Raw genomic sequence first — 16,496 nt, 5'->3', positions numbered from 1 at the left:
CTCGGCTCAGCGGTCGCCGACCGCCACGTAGGGGCGCTCGCCCGGACCCACGTAGACCTGGCGCGGACGGCCGATCTTCGTGGTGGGGTCGTTCATCATCTCGCGCCACTGGGCGATCCACCCGGGCAGCCTGCCCAGCGCGAACAGCACGGTGAACGCGTTGGTCGGGAAGCCCATCGCCTTGTAGATGACCCCGGTGTAGAAGTCGACGTTGGGGTAGAGCTTGCGCTCGATGAAGTAGTCGTCGCTGAGGGCGACCTCTTCCAGGCGCATCGCCAGGTCGAGGAGCGGGTCGGGCTTCCCGAGCGCCTCCAGCACCTTCGAGGTGGCCTTCTTCACGACCGCGGCGCGCGGGTCGTAGTTGCGGTAGACGCGGTGCCCGAAGCCCATCAGCTTGACGCCGGGCTCCTTCTTCTTGACGCGCTCCACGAACGACTCGATGTTGTCGCCGTTCTGGTGGATGCCCTCCAGCATTTCGAGGACGGCCTGGTTGGCGCCGCCGTGCAGGGGGCCGAACAGGGCGTCCACCCCGGCGGACACGGACGAGAACAGGTTGGCCTGGCTCGACCCCACGAGCCGCACCGTGGACGTGGAGCAGTTCTGCTCGTGGTCGGCGTGCAGGATGAAGAGCATGTCCAGGACCCGGACGATCTCCGGGTCGATCTCGTACGGCTGCGTCGGCAGTCCGAACGACATGCGCAGGAAGTTCTCCACGTACCCGAGGGAGTTGTCGGGGTACAGGAGCGGCTGCCCGGTCGACGTCTTGTACGCGTACGCCGCGATGGTCGGCAGCTTGGCGATGAGCCGGATGCTGGACTGGTCGACCTGCTCGGGGTCGAACGGGTCCAGGCTGTCCTGGTAGAAGGTCGACAGCGCGCTCACCGCGGACGACAGCACGGCCATCGGGTGGGCGCGGCGCGGGAAGACGGAGAAGAAGGCGCGGAACTTCTCGTCCAGGAGCGTGTGGTTGCGGATCTTGTCGGTGAACGAGGTGAGCGCGTCCGCGGACGGCAGCTCACCGTAGATCAGCAGGTAGGCGACCTCGAGGAACGAGGACTTCTCCGCCAGTTCCTCGATCGGATACCCGCGGTAGCGCAGGATGCCCGCCTCGCCGTCGATGTAGGTGATCGACGAGGTGGTGGACGCGGTGTTGGTGAAACCGGGGTCAAGAGTGACGTGGCCGGTCTCCTTGAGGAGACTGCCCACGCCCACCCCGGAAGGGCCCTCCGTCGCCTCGGTCACCTCGAGGGGCATCCTGCCGCCCGCGTGGTCGAGCTCGAAATCCGACATGATCGCTTGCTCCCAACTCTGTCCACACCTGCGTAGACGTTCCGCTCTTCATCGTATCCGCGTGATCACACGGCCCGATCCTCGCAGGGTGGCCTGCCGCGCTCCGTCCCGGAACGCGCAGATCCCGCGGAAATCGGGGCGACCTCTGGTCCTGGCCTCGCGGACCACAGAGAAGAGGGCGCTCTGGGACGCGGTATGGCTTCCGTGCCGCCTTGGTGTGAAGTGAGAAGAATCTCCTCTAGTAGTCCGATGCACTGTCCACGGCCACGGACGGGGCTCAATCCACAGAACGGGGTTCTACTGGTCCGCCGCTGCGGTGCCGGTGAAGCTGGGCCGAGTCGACATCCGGCACCGCAGAGAGGCACGATGCCCGCTCCGATCATCCGCGCCGACTACAGCGTGAACCAGCTCGCCGTCCACCTCGGGCTCGCCCCATGGCAGATGCGCCTCGGCCGCGAGCACGGCCTGCTGCCCGAACCCGACCGCGACGGTGAGCGCTGGTCCGCCGCCCTCGCGGCGGAACTCGAAGGCGGGCAGGTCATCGCCCGGTTCGGTACCGAGCCACCGATCGGAGCGGGGAGGGCCGCCACCCGGCTCGCCGGCCGCGTCGGCATCGACGTGGAGCGTCCGGACATCGCGGTTCTCGCTGCGCACGGCGAGCTGCGGGTCATCAGCGCCTTCCGCGGCCATCCCGTGTACCTCCTGCGCGACCTGGACGCGCTCGACCCCGATGCGGTCCGCGCGGTGGTCTCCACCCGGAAGGGACCGCTGGCCGACACCGTCGACGCGGCCGGTGCCGCGGCGATCCTCGACTGGCCGAGAAGGGCGTTCGACCGGATCGCGCTCAGCCGTTCCCTGCCCATGGACCGCCTGGGCCGCTACATGCTTGCCGACGTCCGAGCCTTGAAGGCGGACGAGCTCCTCGCCCGCCAGGTCTCCGAGGAGAAGCACCGCCTGGCCGCGGCGAAGCGCCACCGGCAGGAGGCGAAGTGCGAGGACGCGATCCGTGGCTGGATCCTGCGCTGCACCGCCTACGTGGACCGCGTCGCGGAGGATCCGCCGGACACCGCCGCCCTGTCCCGGGCACTCCGAACCCTGACCGCGGCCCGCCGGACAGAACCCGGATGAGCCGCCACCCCGTCACCCTGCAGCACCGCTCGGGACGCCCTTCACATCTGGCAACCCCGAACGGCCACCATGAGGGACGGACACGCGAACGCACGGTCCGCCCCAATCGGAGTCGTGTCGAACGCGACCGCCCGCTGGAGCCGCCGGCTTCCGCCGACCTGTCTGTACGAGGCCGTCTCACATGCCTTCAGGACGGGATCGCCGCGCATGGGGGATGTGGATCGGGGCGTGTGCGGTCATGATCGGCGGTTGCCCGATCGCCGCTTGACGGGCCGGTTCACCGCCTTGCCGTGACGGTCGAGGGCGGCGTGCAGGCGATCACGGGCGTCCGCCTGGGAAATGGAGGGAAGAAGGAGGCGTGGCACCAGTTCCATCAGCGCGGCGGGAGCGTCGACCAGGCCGTCGTCACCGACCGTCGCCCGCTCGCCCGTCCAGGCGCCCAGCAGGATCATCGTGGCGCCGTTCGGATGGCGGGCGAGTATCTCGCCGATGCGGTCGGCCTCCTCCCCGCAGTCCGCCACCAGAAGCAGGCGGCGGGCCTGCGGTGAGACGGTGTTCCGCCGGATGGCGAGTTCCGTCTCGAGGTAGGCCAGCGCGGCATCGAGATTCCCCGGGATGAAGAGGTTCGCGGCGGACTCGTCGAGCTGCTCGTCGTCGGACACCCCGAACAGGCCGGCGATGTCGGGCCGGGGAATGATCACCAGTGCGGCGTCGCCGTGCGCGTCGAGGGCGGACAGCGCGAGCAGGCGTGCGGCGGCGACGGCCCCCGCACCGGACAGAGCCAGAACGGGAACCGCGAAGGGATCGAGCACCGACCGGCACGTGGACGGGACGTCCGACGCGCCGATCCCCTCACCGTCGACACCGATTCCCGAGCCGCTCGTATCGGTTCGCACTCGCCCTGCGGTGCTCCCCCTTCCGCATGCGTCGTTCCCTGCTCGCGGCATGAGGGATCCCGAGTCGCCTGCGGTGGTGCTCGCTCCACCCGTAGCGGTTCCCGCTACGCCTGTGTCGGTTCCTGTTCCGCCAGCCGTGGAGCCCGCATCACCGGGGGTGGTTCCTGCTTTCTCTGGGCCGGCTCCTGCTCCGCCTGGGGTGGTTCCCGTTTCGTCCGGGGCGGTCTTGGGGGCGCGGGTGCCGACGTCGGCGCTGGTGAGGGTCGTCAGACCTCCGGCGGTCACCGCGGCGTGGATGCGGTGGCGGAAGGGGTAGCAGATCGCCACCGCGGCGAACAGAAGGAGGCTGAGGAGGATCCTCGGCTGCAGCGGGGCCGCGGACGGTTCTCGGGCGGCGTTCTCGGAATCGGGGACCGGCTGGGGTGAGACCGCGGGGACGGGGGCCGCGACGCGCGGCGGTGCCGTCGTCGGGCGGCGGACGGCGGGCGTGGCCGGGGGTTTCCGGACACGGGGACGGGGATGGGCCCGACTGATCGGGTCCGTCCGCTCATCGCGCACGGAGGGGACCTGGCGGCGGCGCGGAGGGGCGTTTCGCGACCTTCGGTGCATGGCGAGCCATGCCTCCTTGCATGTTCGCATGGTGTGCCAATTCGTGAGGGCGGCCGGGCGGCGGCACGTGACCGGCATCGTCCGGTGCGGGCCCGGCTCGAGGCGTTCGACGGCCGCGGCGGGCGCGGGGGAGCTCAGCGCAAGGGCTCCGGCCACCGCCGCGCAGCCCAGGACGCCGCTGGTGCGGCGCAGGACGCAGCCGACGGTGTCGGTGAATCGGGGAGTTGCGCGGAAACGGTTCATCTTCGCCCCGGGGGATCACGTCGGTCTTCGTAAGAGTGCCGATCGTAGTCAATCCGGCTACGGAGGGTTGAGGATTGATTACGACTCTGTGTGTGATCATGTGTAAGCGGTCGGTAATCGCCGTGATCGTATGCAGGTTCGATGGCATTCGTCCGGTATTTCGGTGGCCGTGGGTGCCGTCGCGGATGCGCTTTGGTGCGGGCGTCGTCTCGGATGTGTGACCGCGCCGGGAGCCCGGCCCGTGCACCGTCCGCTGCGCAAGAGTGACCCGTGGCCTCCGCCGACAACGTGTGGGGTGATGCCGAAGCTCGGCTGCGGGGGCGATCTTGCCTGCCGGTGGCGGAAGGGGTGGCGCCGTCAGGTCGCCTCCTTGAAAGGGCGGGCTTGTGGATGTCAAAGGGATCTCTAGACCGGCGCACGGCATCGGAGCGACTACGCACAGTACGGGACGTGTGCCGGTCTTGCTCCGATCTGCAGAGAATGACGAGGGCACCGTTCTGTGGAGAACTCGGGCCGCTGTCAGGTACTGCGTTTCGGCTCAGCCTTCGTCGTTCTGAGGGGCCAATGTCGGATAAGCCCCCGCTTGCCGGAGAGCGGGAGAAGAACACCATTATTGGCTGAAGCGCACCTGTGGTGCCCGGAGCCGGTGGAATCCCTGCCGTGGCGACCGTCGGCGGCCTGCGCATTCGAGGGGACCGATCGCTGGAAATGCGCCACCCGCCGTGACGACGATCGGTAAAGTCGCCATCACTCGCAGTTAAAGCGGGCCGTCCCTGCCGGGTGCGGCCGGCGGACGGGGCGCACAGCGGGTGATCGGAGCACGACCGTGCCGGTGCCATGCTCCGCCGCCGCTGCGAGACGGGGACACACGCGATCGGGAACATGAGAGGTGACGGCATGTGCCGACTGTTCGGGATGAGCACCGGCGGACCGCGGGTACGGGCGGCCCACTGGCTGCTGGACGCGCCGCGCAGCCTGCGGGCGCTGAGCCACCGGATGCCGCACGGCGCGGGATTCGGCTGGTTCTCCCTGGGCGGTGAGCCCGTGCGCGACCGGGCGCCGCTGGCGGCCTTCGAGAACACCGACTTCGCGCTCCACGCGCGCAACGTCCTGTCCCACACGTTCGTGTCGCATGTCCGCGACGCGTCGGTGGGCGGGCTGACGGTGCACAACTGCCATCCGTTCGTGATGAACGACCGGCTGTTCGCCCACAACGGCGTCGTCAAGGGGCTCGACACCCTCCGGACGTGGCTCACCGACGTGGGGCGCGCCCACGTGGCGGGTGAGACCGACTCCGAGCTCGTCTTCGCCTACGTCACCGCGGAGATCCAGCGGCAGGGCGACACGACGGCCGGGATCGTGGAGGCGGTGCGGCGCATCGGTGCGGAGCTGCCGGTGTTCTCGCTGAACCTCCTGGTCGCCGAGGCCGGCCGGCTGTGGGCGTTGCGCCAGCCCGACACGAACGAGCTGTGGGTGCTGTCCCCCGGCGACGGAGGGATGAGCGGGCCGGGGCAGCCGGGCGCCGCGCACGGACCGGTGCCGGCGGTCGTCGTCGCCAGTGAACCCATGGACGACCACCCGGGGTGGCGCCTGCTGGAACCGGGTGAGCTTCTCGTCGTGGACGGCCTGGAAGAGACGTCGTTCTTCCCGTTCACGCCGCTGGCGCTCCCGCTGCAGCGCTCGGAGCTCACCGCCCGGGAGGCCGCCTCCCAGCAGGTCACGGCGACCGCCCCCTCGTAGCGCTCTCCGCGGGCCGGGCTCTGCCCGGCGGCTCCTTGGGGGCGGCGGTCCGGCCCAGGGCTCGATCGGCCCTCTCACCCTCGACCTCCTCAGAGGTGTGCCATCTCACGGCCGACTGCGGCATGGTCGGCCGCCTCACCGCCGTCCGTCCGACGTCGGCTGCATCGCGTTCGGCGCTCTGGAGGCCGAGTGCACCAGCGCGCTGTGGTCGGGTGTGCGGGTGCCCGGTCTTCGGGTGTGCCATGACGGGTTTCGGTTCACGACACGCCGTTCACCGTGGAAAAGACCGACTTCGGCCGACTTCGCGGCGATTCGCACGGCATCAGCGGCCTCATCCAGGGGAATGTGTACGTTGGGTAGATCAACAGGGCTGTGAGCTGCGGGGACGGTCCCGCCGCCCAGCTTCGGAAACAGGAGGTCCCCGTGACCCGAACGCTGACGAGGGGCACCCGTGTCACCGGTGCCGAACGGACGCGGCTCGCCGCGGAGCTCGCACCGCGCTACGCGGCCGGTGAGAGCATCCGCGACCTGGCCGCCGAAACGGGCCGCTCTTACGGATTCATCTACAACGTCCTGAAGGAGGCGGGGGTGCCGCTCCGCAGCAGAGGGGGCAACACCAGGCGCAAGAAGGCCTGACCCGGTCCCGCTGTGCCGGACGTCCCCCTCGCCCCCGGGGGGACGCGCGCCCTAAGCGCGGTGTGCGATCTCGGCGCGGTCCCGGAGACCGGCAAGGTCCGCCGCCATCCGTCCGGCGAGCCAGCCCTCGCGGTTGGAGACCGAGCTCGCCCGGCTCCTGGCCAGCCTGGGGAACAGGGCGCCGACGGCGTCGTCGACCGCCCGGTCGCGCGCGGCCAGTACGGGGAGCGCCTCTCCCGTGGCGGCCCTCTCCGTCGCCTCCCGCAGCCGCTCGCCGATGCGGCCCGCGTAGGCGTTCAGGAACGCGTGCCGGAACGAGCGCGTGCGCGACGCGCCACGGGCGTCCCGCCGCGGACCGGCGCTCACCATCGCGGACGTCGCCTGGACCAGCAGCGACGTGAACAGCATCTCCGTCCCCGCCACATCCGCCGGGAACCCCACGACCGTGGAGAAGCCGAGATCGCGGTGCCATACGGCCCGGCACCGGTTCGCGTCCGACACCACCGTCAGGAGCGCGGCCTTGGGTGCGTCGTACGGGCTCTCGATGGGGACGCGCCGTCCGGCGGGGGCGCAGGGGCTCTCCGCGTCCGCCTCCAGCAGTGCCCGGTCGATGCTGTGCCGGGCCATCAGCTCCTGGGCGCGGGCGCTGAGCGCTTCGGCCTCGTCCGGGAACTCGGTCGACTCCGCCTTGGCCAGCAGGGCACGGACCCTGCCGAGCACCCGGCCGTCGACGTTCGCCGTGACCGCCGGCCCCTGCCGGGAAGTCCCTGGGAGCGGACCGATACGGGGAAGGCGGGGGAGATGGTGAAGCAGGTGCAGGACTTCGATGGAGCAGGCGATGAGGGCAGTGCGCCCGGCGCCTTCGCGGGCGCACCAGGCCGCCGGGTGCTCGTGGTCATCCCCCCACCAGACCTCCGCCTTGAGGTGGGCGAGTTGCTCACGCCACCGGTCGTCCACGGTGGAGGACGGGTATCGGCGCATCTGGGCGGCGATCGCGTCGCGAGCCAGGCGGACGTGCCGTGCGGTGTGGCGCCGGCCGGTGAACCGGGCCACGTCTCCGGGCTGCCAGCCTCGTTCCCATGCATCCTGGACGGCGGCCCGCAGCCGGAGCGAGAGGCAGCGATCGGCGGCCCGCGTCCACCCGGGCACGCCCGGGTCGCCCGCCAGTTCGGTGACGAGGTGATCGAACGCGCTCGCGTCACCGCGGGACAGCGCGTGCAGCGCCGCCGCCGCCAATCCCTCCACGGCCTCCAGAGCCACCACCGCCCCCTTCAGCGCCCGGCCACGACGCATCCTCGCACGTGCGGGGGCGGGCGGCGGGGCTAACCGCCGTGCTGCTCGGCTCCGCGCATCTCGTCGACGACCACGCTCTGGTAGGCGCGGGAGGTGTCGGGGACGTAGCTCAGCCGGGCCAGCGCCTTCCCGGCCCGGTCCCGGATCTCGAACCGATAGTTGTCCCGGACGTCGCCCACATGGGCGACCGCCTGGTCGTGGCGGAGCCGGCACATCGTGTCGACCTTCTCGAGCGCGACGGTCAGGCTGCCCGCGTCGCTGATGAGCCGTGGCGGCTCGCTCGTCTCCCAGATCTCGAACATGGCGCGTCCCGTCGGCGGTCGGTCGGAAGGTGCGGGCGCCGGACACGGGCGGAGTGACGTCGGCGCCGGAGACAGCTTGAACCCATTTGGTGGATCTTTCAATCAGCACAGGTCTCGACTTGATCACCTTTCGGAGCCGTGCGCGCTCGCAGTGTCATGCCGGACGCCGTCCCCGACCCGTCCGGCGCACCGGAAGGGCGCGCGGCGGGCGGTTCGCGGACGCCGCGCGGGAAAGTGAGTAGTGGAAAAGTCGCCCATTGTGCATGCAAAGTCTTTTTTGGGTGTCGAGCTGGTCGGGGGTTTGGTGATCGGTGCCGTTCCTCCTTCGCGGGGCCGGTAAGGTGAGTGCCAGAAGTTCCGCCCTGCGTCCGCGGATCGCTGCCTCATGCTGCCCGAAAGGAACGCCGTGGCGTACGATCGCGACAGGGCCGGCGGAAACGACCGCCTTCCGGAGTGCTCTTCGGGATTCCTCTCCATGGGTGAACTCGCGATGGAGGAATTCCGGCCTTCCTTTCCCGTGACGCGGCATCCGCTTCGCATCGCACCCGTGGCGTCCGACGCCGGCCGGCCGGTCCTGCCGGCCGCGGCCGCGACGACGAAGGATCACGGTCTGCCCTAGGGCTTCACATCTCCCCGACCGAACCCCCATCAAGGATGTGGAGCATGATGCATATCGATACGGAAGCGTTGCGTTCGAGCCTGGACCGCCTGCACGGGGCACCGCACGACACGGACGTGGCGAGCGCGCTGCGCCGGGTGGTCGGCTCGGTGGACGAGCTGTTCGGCTACGACGGCGCCGGCATCATGCTCATCGACGCGCAGCAGCAGCTGTGCTACGTCGCCGCGTCGGACGAGGTCGGGCGTTCGCTGGAGCAGGCACAGGCGGGCGCCGGGCAGGGGCCGTGCTACGACGCGTTCGTCCGCGGCAAGCCCGTCACCACCGAGGACGTGCGCTCCGACGTGCGCTGGCCGCTGCTGGCCGACGTCCTGGACGAGCGGGTGCGGGCCGTCGCGGGCGTGCCGATCACGCTGGGCGGGGGCCCGGTCGGCACCCTGAACGTCTACCGGGCGGAACCGGCCGGATGGGACGACTCGGATGTCACGGCCCTGCGGGCCTACGCCGGGCTGACCGGCGACCTGATGGGGGCCGCGCTGTCGTCCCACGAGCACAGCGTCACCGCCGCCCAGTTGCAGTACGCCCTCGACTACCGGGTCGTGATCGAACGCGCCATCGGGTACCTGATGGCGACCCACGGCATCGACTCGGTGTCCGCGTTCAACCGGCTCCGCAAACAGGCGCGCGACAGCCGCCGGAGGGTCGCCGACCTCGCGGCGGAGGTCCTCGGCGAGACGGTGGAGGCCCGGTGACGACGGACGGGGACGACCTGACCTGCGGGAACGGCGCGCTGGTGCTGAAGGTCGAGGTCCGGGGCGAGGAGGCCGCGGCCGAGCTGCGGCTGAGCGGCCATGTGGACGTGATCACCGCCGCCGAACTGCGGGAGCACATCGGCGCGGTGATCGCCGGGCACGATCCGCACCTGCTGCTGATGGACCTGTCCGGGGTCGGGCTCGTCGACTCCAGCGGCCTGTCCCTCATGGTGTGGGCGCACCAGGAGATGACGGGCCGCGGACGGCGGTTCGCCCTGCGGCATCCCCAGCCGCGGGTGCTGCGCGTCCTGCGCATGACGGGCCTGCACACGCGCCTGGACATCATCGAGGCGCGCGTGGAGCCGCTTCGGCGGGCGCCGGGGGCGATGCGCCGGTTCGGGCGGTCGGGTTCCGCCCCCGGCCTGCCCGAGTGACCGGAGCGCCGCCGCCGCCCGTCCGCGCCGGTGCCCCGGAAGGCACTCTTTCCTGACTTGTCCGCATGCGGTCACGATTCCGATGCTCTGAGTGAACCCCGCGCGCGGCGCGCCCGTGCTTTGAAAGGGTGGAACCGGGATCGGGAGGCGATCATGACCGGGCTGCCTGGATCGGCGGGCGAGCACGACCTGCAGCGGGCCCTCGGGTTCGAGGGGCGGGCCGCGCGCTTCTATCGCGAGCAGATGCTCGACCGGCTGAACGGCCGGATGGCGGAGTTCATCGGACGCCAGGAGATGGTGTTCGTCTCGACGGCCGACGGCGGCGGTGAATGCGACTGCAGCTTCCGCGCCGGCCCGCCGGGATTCGTCCACGTGCTGGACGAGCACACCCTGACCTACCCCGAGTACCGGGGCAACGGCGTCATGGGCAGCGCGGGGAACATCACCGAGAACGGGCACATCGGGCTGCTGTTCGTCGACTTCTTCACCCATCTCGTCGGCCTGCACGTCAACGGCACCGCCGCCCTGGTGGACGACGCGGCGCTCCGCCGCGAATGGCCGGAGTGCCCCGAGCCGAGCATCCCCGGGCGGCGCGCCCGCTTCTGGGTGCGCGTCGGCGTCGAGGAGGCGTACATCCACTGCAGCAAGCACGTCCCGCGGCTCATGAGGATGCCGCATTCGCGGCAGTGGGGCACCGATGACGTCCGCGCGAAGGGCGGCGACTTCTTCGGCGCCGCCGAGGAGAAACGCCCCTGGTGACGGGCGGCGCCCGGCGCCGGCGGCACGAGGGTCGGCGCGCGGTTCAGGCCGTCCCGCAGTGGGAGACGGCGAGGGCGGTCAAGACGCGCGACGCGGTGGCGACCCCGGTCAGGGACACGCGTTCGTCGTGCGCGTGCATGCGGTCGATGTCGCCGGGCCCGTACTGGACCGCCGGGATGCCGCCGAGGCCGGTGAGCAGGCGCAGGTCGCTGCCGTAAGGGGCGCCCCAGACGGCGGGCGGCGCGCCGGTCACGCCCCGGTGGGCCGCGGCGAGCAGGTCCAGCAGGCCGCCGTCGTCGGCGGGGAGGCGGCCGGACGCGAACCGGCCGCCCCACCACTCCACCTCGACGGGGTGCCGGGACAGCCAGGCGTCGGAGGCGCACACCTCCGCGACCGCCCGTTCGAGGGCGTCGCGGGCGTCCCGCTCCGGTTCCCCGAGCGCGACGCCGATGCGGCCCTCGGCGACCAGGTCGCCCGGGACGGTGGACGGCCAGTCGCCCGCCCGGACGGTGCCCACCTCGATCGCGTAGGGCAGATTCCACCGCCGCATCAGCGGATCGACGTTCGCGTTGCGGCGGCGTTCCAGGTCGCGCAGCGCGGCGAGCACCGGTGGGAACTTCTCCACCGCGTTCACCCCGCCGTCGCGCCGGGCGGCGTGGGCGGTGCGGCCGCGGATCCGCAGCCGGAACGTCAGCGCGCCCGCGTTGGCGGGGACGGCGTCCAGTCCGGTCGGCTCGGGGATGACGCAGGCGTCGGCCGTCCAGCCGCGCCGGAGCAGGGCGTAGGAGCCGAGGCCGCCGTCCTCCTCGCCGGGGACGCAGGCGATCAGCACGTCGCCCCGCAGCCGGACGCGGCGCAGCGCGCGCACGGCGAACAGCGCGGCCACCAGGCCGCCCTTCATGTCGCAGGAGCCCCGCCCGTACAGCAGGTCGCCGTGGACGCGGCCGCCGAACGGGTCGTCGCGCCACGCGGACGCGTCGCCGGGCGGGACGACGTCGACATGGCAGTTCAGCATGAGCGACGGCCCGCCGCCGGCGCCGGGCAGCCGCCCGACGAGCCCGAGGGCCCGCGTCCGGGGCACCTCCATGCCGGGGAAGCCCTCCTCGGCGGTGATCTCCGCCACGGGGATCGGCCACAGGTCGACCTCCAGACCCTCGCCGCGCATCCACGCGGCGAGGCGCTCCTGGATGGAGATCTCGGCCGGGGACCCGCCGACGCTCGGGATGCGGACCAGTTCGGCCAGCAGGCCCGCCATCGCGGCGGCCTCCGTGTCCGCGGCGCCGGCGGGGAGCGTCATGGCCGGTCGGTGAGGTAGCCGCCCATGACGCGGAAGTAGTCGTTCGCGCGCAGTTCGGTTCCGTCGTCGGTGCGGACCCGCTCGATGACGAGGCCCCGGCTGCGGCCGCGCCGCGCGCCGGCCCCGGCGACGATGACCACGCCGTCGCCCTCGCGGATGAAGACGCGGCCGGGGGTCCCGCCGTAGACGCCCTCGGAGACCGACGCCTTCAGCACCCGGACGCGCTCGCCCCGGTAGTGCGTGAAGGCGTTCGGATAGGGGTCGGACTGCGCTCTGACCAGGCGTTCGATGTCCTCGGCGGGCCAGGCCCAGTCGATCCGGCCGTCCTCGACGGAGCGCTTGTGGAAGAAGCTGGCCTTCGAGCGGTCCTGCGGCGTGAAGACGGCGCGTCCGGACGCGATGGACTCCAGCGACTCCGCGACGATCGGGCCGATGAGGTCGACGGTGCGGTGGAACAGGTCGGTGGCGGTGTCGGACGGGCCGACCGGGACGGCGCGCTGCACGACGATGTCCCCGGCGTCCAGCCGCTCGTCCATCATGTGCGCGGTGACGCCGACCTCCGTCTCGCCGTTGATGAGGGCCCAGATGATGGGGGAGAAGCCCGCGTAGGCCGGCAGCAGCGAGTCGTGGACGTTGAGGGTTCCGTGCCGGGGGAGCGTGAAGATCTGCGGCGGGATCCACGTCCGCCAGTTGTTGGCGACGATGAGGTCGGGGTCGGCCTCCTTGAGGGCGGCCATCAGCTCTTCGTCGTCGGGGCGGTTGCGGAGCAGGACGGGGACGCCGTGCGCGGCCGCGAGGTCGGCGACCGAGTCGTCCCAGATCTTCTCGTAGGCGTGGTCGCTCCTGGGATGCGTCACCGCGAGGGAGACCTCGTGTCCGGAGTCGAGAAGCGCCTGGAGCGTGCGGTGTCCCCACGTCTGATAGCCGAACATCACGACCCGCATGGACTCTCCTTGTGCGGAAGGTCAGGGGAGGTTAGGCTCACCTATATTAGGTGAGGCTAACCTAAACGATGCGTGGGATTATGGGAAGCCCGCGAAGCGGCGCGATTCGGCCGGGTCGTGCCGTCCGCGGCGTCCCCGTCCCGGCGAGCAGCGTTCCCGACCCGGACCAGCCCCTTCGGAAAGGCACCCCCCATGCCCCCAACGGACACCCATGTCCACGATCTCGTCGGCATCGGCTTCGGCCCCTCCAACATCGCGCTGGCGATCGCGCTGCGCGAGCGCGAGGCGCTGACCGGCGAGGTCGTCGACGCCGTGTTCCTCGAGAAACAGCCGCGGTTCGGCTGGCATCCAGGCATGCTCATCGACGGCACGACGATGCAGGTGTCCTTTCTCAAGGACCTGGTCACCATGCGGAACCCGACCAGCGGGTTCGGGTTCCTGAGCTACTTGAAGGACCGCGGCCGGCTGCCCGACTTCGTCAACCACAAGACGATGTTCCCCTCGCGCGCCGAATTCCACGACTACCTGGAGTGGTCGGCGTCCGCGTTCACCGACCAGGTCCGCTACGGCTCGGAGGTCGTCGGCGTCACGCCGGTCACCGTCGACGGCGTCGTCGAGTACGTCGACGTGGTCGTCCGGCAGAGCGGCCGGGCCGACGAGCTCACCACGTGCCGGGCCCGCAACCTGGTGATCGCCGCCGGGCTGGAGCCGGTGCTGCCCGAGGGCACCGCCGAGAGCGAGCGGATCTGGCACAGCGAGGAACTGCTGAACCGCGCGCCCGGCCTGCGCGACCCGAAGCGGCTGCTGGTGGTGGGCGCCGGGCAGAGCGCCGCCGAGGTCACCGACTACCTGCACCGCACGTTCACCGGCGCCGAGATCTGCGCGGTCTTCGCCAAGTACGGCTACACGCCCGCCGACGACAGCTCGTTCGCCAACCGCATCTTCGACCCGGGTGCCGTCGACCACTTCTTCGACGCCCCCGAGGACGTGAAGCGGACGCTGATGGGCTACCACCGCTCCACCAACTACTCCGTGGTCGACCTGGAGCTCATCGACGAGCTCTACCGGCGGCACTACCAGGAGCGGGTCGCGGGCCGGGAGCGGCTGCGCATCCTCAACGCCTCGCGCCTCGTCCACGTCGCGGCCGACGCGTCCGGCGTGCGCGCCACGGTGGAGTTCCTGCCGACCGGCGAGCGCGCCCCGCTGGACGCCGACGCCCTCGTCTACGCGACCGGGTACCGGCCGTGCGACCCGCTGACGCTGCTCGGCGAGGCGGGGGAGCACTGCCTGCGGGACGCCGGCGGCGCCGTGCGCGTGGAACGCGACTACCGCATCGCCACGGACGCGACCATGCGCTGCGGCATCTACCTGCAGGGCGCGACCGAGCACTCGCACGGCATCGGCTCCACGCTGCTGTCGAACACCGCCGTCCGCTCGGGGGAGATCGCCGACTCGATCGGCGCGCGCCTGCGGTCCCCTTCGCCCGACTCCTACGCCTTGGGCCGCTGACCCGCCGTGGCCCATGGGCGGCGTCCCCGTGCCGGTTCCGGTGCGGGGACGCCGTGCTCCCGCCGGTCAGGCGTCCCGGCCGCCGGGCCCGCCGTGGTGGCGGCCCATCGGGATGACCAGGGGCGTCCCGCTGACCGGGTCGGGGGTGACCTGGCAGCGCAGCCCGAAGACGTGCTCGACCAGGTCCGCGTCGACGACCTCCGTCGGCGGCCCCTCCGCCACGATGGAGCCCGCCTTCATGACGACGACGTGGTCGGCGTACCGGCACGCCTGGTTCAGGTCGTGCAGCACCATGACGACGGTGCGCCGCTCCCGCCGGTTCAGGTCGACGACCAGGTCGAGGACCTCGACCTGGTGGGCGAGGTCGAGGTAGGTGGTCGGCTCGTCCAGCAGCAGGATCGGGGTGCCCTGCGCGACGGCCATCGCGATCCAGGCGCGCTGCCGCTGGCCGCCCGACAGCTCGTCGACCGGGCGGGCGGCGAGGTCCAGCATCCCGGTCGCGCGCAGCGCCGCGGTCACCGCCTCCTCGTCGGCGGACGACCACTGCCGCCACCACGTCTGGTGCGGAGCCCGGCCCTGCCCCACGAGGTCGACGACCGTCAGGCCCTCCGGCGCGGCGGGCGATTGCGGCAGGATCCCGAGCCGCAGCGCGACCTGGCGCGTCGGCGTGGAGTGGATCTCGCGGCCGTCGAGATGGACGGCGCCGGCGCGCGGCGCCAGCAGCCGCGCCAGCGCCCGCAGCAGGGTGGACTTGCCGCAGGCGTTCGCGCCGATGATGACGCTGATCCTTCCCGGCGGGACGACGAGGTCGAGGTCCTCGACGACCACGCGGTCGTCGTAGGCGAGCCGCAGGCCGCTCGCCCGCAGGTCCGGCTCGGACCGGTCGCCGCTGCCGCGCGCCGGGACTTGGGTGGACGACGGTGCTGTCACGGGTTCAGCCTCCAGTGCCGGAGCGGTTGGCGCGGACGAGCAGCCAGAGCAGGAACGGGGCGCCGAGGACGCCGGTGACGACGCCGACCGGCAGCTCCAGGTCGGCGAAGAGCCGCTGGGCGGTCAGGTCGCAGCCGAGGACGATCAGCGCCCCGCAGAGCGCGGACGCCGTCAGCGGCGGACGGGGCGTCCCGGCCAGCCGCAGCGCGATCTGCGGCGCGGCCAGCGCGACGAACGCGACCGGCCCGGCCGCCGCGGTGGCGAACGCGACCAGGCCGACGGCGGCGCACAGCAGCGCGAGCCGCGCACGCTGGACGGGCACGCCGAGCCCGCCCGCCACCTGGTCGCCGAACTGGAGTGAGCGCAGCCACGGGCTGAGCAGCAGCATGACGGGGACGAGCACGGCGAGGGCGATCGCGAGCGGCCGGACGCTCTCCCAGCCGCGGCCGTTGAGGTTCCCGACGAGCCAGCCCACCGCCTGCTGCGCCTGGTAGACCTTCGCCTTGACGATGAGGTACTGCGTCGCGCCGACGAACACCCAGTTGACGCCGATGCCGACGAGGACGATGCGGAACCCGGTGGTGCCGCGGTTCCAGGCGAGCGCGTAGATCAGCAGGGCGGTGAGCAGCGCGCCGCCGAGGCCGAGCGTCTGGGTGCCGAGCCCGGCGCCGACGCCGAGGACGATCCCGGCGACCACGGCCGTGCCCGCGCCCTGGGTGATGCCGATCATGTCGGGGCTGGCGAGGGGGTTGCGGGTCAGCGTCTGGAAGACGGCGCCGGACATGCCGAACGCGGCGCCCGCCAGCAGGCCGATCAGGGCCCGCGGGAGCCGCAGCGTCCGGACGATGAGGACGGTCCCCTGGTCGCCGCCGCCCCACAGCGCCGGGATCACCTCGCCGAGGCCGAGCGGGTAGTCCCCGGTGGCCAGGCAGTAGCACAGGACGAGGAAGGTCGCGGCGGCCAGCCCGGCGCACGTCAGCACCAGCCGGGGCCGCAGGATCATCGACGCCCGCGGCCGCGCGAGCCGGACGGCGGTGCGCCCGGCCGTCCGGGTCACCTCGATCGCGCTCATGTCCGGGCTCCTCCGTCGGTGTTCATGGCTCCCGCCCTCGGGATCG

Annotated in this window: 15 protein-coding genes; 7 read left to right on the top strand and 8 right to left on the bottom strand. The window is 71.8% G+C overall.

Translation table 11 applies throughout. The features are described 5' to 3' along the window. Positions 1–6: 6 nt before the first annotated feature. Positions 7–1,290 carry a citrate synthase gene (locus IE99_RS0117815; RefSeq protein WP_030171630.1) on the bottom strand — a complete coding sequence of 428 codons (1,284 nt, stop codon included), beginning with the start codon at positions 1,288–1,290 and terminating at the stop codon, positions 7–9. Between the two features lie 366 nt (positions 1,291–1,656). On the opposite strand from IE99_RS0117815, the gene IE99_RS30430 reads away from it, so the two are divergent. Next, a complete protein-coding gene (locus IE99_RS30430; RefSeq protein ID WP_051712669.1) occupies positions 1,657–2,418 on the top strand; it encodes a hypothetical protein in 762 nt (253 codons plus the stop codon). Between the two features lie 236 nt (positions 2,419–2,654). On the opposite strand, the gene IE99_RS0117805 is transcribed toward IE99_RS30430, so the two are convergent. Beyond that, positions 2,655–3,314 (bottom strand): hypothetical protein, encoded by a 660-nt coding sequence (locus tag IE99_RS0117805; protein ID WP_030171625.1) that lies wholly within the window; start codon positions 3,312–3,314, stop codon positions 2,655–2,657. A gap of 1,749 nt (positions 3,315–5,063) precedes the next feature. Between IE99_RS0117805 and IE99_RS0117800 the strand changes: the two genes are divergently transcribed. Together IE99_RS0117800 and IE99_RS0117795 are read left to right on the top strand one after the other, a co-directional pair. Continuing rightward, positions 5,064–5,906, top strand: a complete 843-nt coding sequence (locus IE99_RS0117800) for a class II glutamine amidotransferase (RefSeq protein WP_030171622.1) — start codon at positions 5,064–5,066, stop codon at positions 5,904–5,906. Between the two features lie 423 nt (positions 5,907–6,329). Next, entirely contained in the window at positions 6,330–6,542 is a 213-nt protein-coding gene (locus IE99_RS0117795) for a helix-turn-helix domain-containing protein (protein ID WP_030171620.1), read from the top strand. Between the two features lie 51 nt (positions 6,543–6,593). Here IE99_RS0117795 and IE99_RS0117790 read toward each other — a convergent pair whose 3' ends face one another. Both IE99_RS0117790 and IE99_RS0117785 read right to left on the bottom strand, forming a co-directional pair. Further along, positions 6,594–7,802: a DUF2786 domain-containing protein gene (locus IE99_RS0117790; protein ID WP_169744450.1), complete on the bottom strand. Its 1,209-nt coding sequence runs from the start codon at positions 7,800–7,802 to the stop codon at positions 6,594–6,596. 62 nt (positions 7,803–7,864) lie between these two features. After that, the gene (locus IE99_RS0117785; protein WP_030171612.1) at positions 7,865–8,137 is read right to left on the bottom strand and encodes a hypothetical protein; all 273 of its coding nucleotides are present in this window, start codon (positions 8,135–8,137) and stop codon (positions 7,865–7,867) included. Between the two features lie 663 nt (positions 8,138–8,800). Between IE99_RS0117785 and IE99_RS0117775 the strand changes: the two genes are divergently transcribed. From IE99_RS0117775 to IE99_RS0117765, 3 genes are all read left to right on the top strand, one after another. Then, complete coding sequence (locus IE99_RS0117775; protein WP_169744449.1) at positions 8,801–9,505, top strand: GAF and ANTAR domain-containing protein; 705 nt, start codon at positions 8,801–8,803, stop codon at positions 9,503–9,505. Beyond that, positions 9,502–9,939: an STAS domain-containing protein gene (locus IE99_RS0117770; RefSeq protein WP_030171606.1), complete on the top strand. Its 438-nt coding sequence runs from the start codon at positions 9,502–9,504 to the stop codon at positions 9,937–9,939. Before IE99_RS0117775 ends, IE99_RS0117770 begins: the two co-directional genes overlap by 4 nt. A gap of 153 nt (positions 9,940–10,092) precedes the next feature. Continuing rightward, positions 10,093–10,698, top strand: coding sequence for a pyridoxamine 5'-phosphate oxidase family protein (locus IE99_RS0117765; protein ID WP_030171600.1), 606 nt, complete (start codon positions 10,093–10,095; stop codon positions 10,696–10,698). Positions 10,699–10,741: 43 nt separating this feature from the next. Here the strand turns inward: IE99_RS0117765 and IE99_RS0117760 are convergent, their stop codons facing one another. Together IE99_RS0117760 and IE99_RS0117755 are read right to left on the bottom strand one after the other, a co-directional pair. Beyond that, a complete protein-coding gene (locus IE99_RS0117760) occupies positions 10,742–11,995 on the bottom strand; it encodes an ArgE/DapE family deacylase (RefSeq protein WP_030171597.1) in 1,254 nt (417 codons plus the stop codon). Continuing rightward, complete coding sequence (locus tag IE99_RS0117755) at positions 11,992–12,939, bottom strand: methionyl-tRNA formyltransferase (protein WP_030171594.1); 948 nt, start codon at positions 12,937–12,939, stop codon at positions 11,992–11,994. The genes IE99_RS0117760 and IE99_RS0117755 overlap by 4 nt, the downstream gene beginning before the upstream one ends. 192 nt (positions 12,940–13,131) lie before the next feature. Here IE99_RS0117755 and IE99_RS0117750 point away from each other — a divergent pair, with 192 nt between their 5' ends. After that, complete coding sequence (locus tag IE99_RS0117750; RefSeq protein WP_030171592.1) at positions 13,132–14,448, top strand: lysine N(6)-hydroxylase/L-ornithine N(5)-oxygenase family protein; 1,317 nt, start codon at positions 13,132–13,134, stop codon at positions 14,446–14,448. Positions 14,449–14,514: 66 nt separating this feature from the next. Here the strand turns inward: IE99_RS0117750 and IE99_RS0117745 are convergent, their stop codons facing one another. Further along, complete coding sequence (locus IE99_RS0117745) at positions 14,515–15,315, bottom strand: ABC transporter ATP-binding protein (RefSeq protein WP_030171589.1); 801 nt, start codon at positions 15,313–15,315, stop codon at positions 14,515–14,517. A gap of 67 nt (positions 15,316–15,382) precedes the next feature. Continuing rightward, positions 15,383–16,450: a FecCD family ABC transporter permease gene (locus IE99_RS0117740; protein ID WP_030171585.1), complete on the bottom strand. Its 1,068-nt coding sequence runs from the start codon at positions 16,448–16,450 to the stop codon at positions 15,383–15,385. Positions 16,451–16,496: the final 46 nt, after the last annotated feature.

Origin of the sequence: Spirillospora albida, assembly GCF_000718255.1 — a bacterium.
Lineage (GTDB): Bacteria > Actinomycetota > Actinomycetes > Streptosporangiales > Streptosporangiaceae > Spirillospora > Spirillospora albida.
This window is presented reverse-complemented; position numbering and strand designations above follow the sequence as displayed.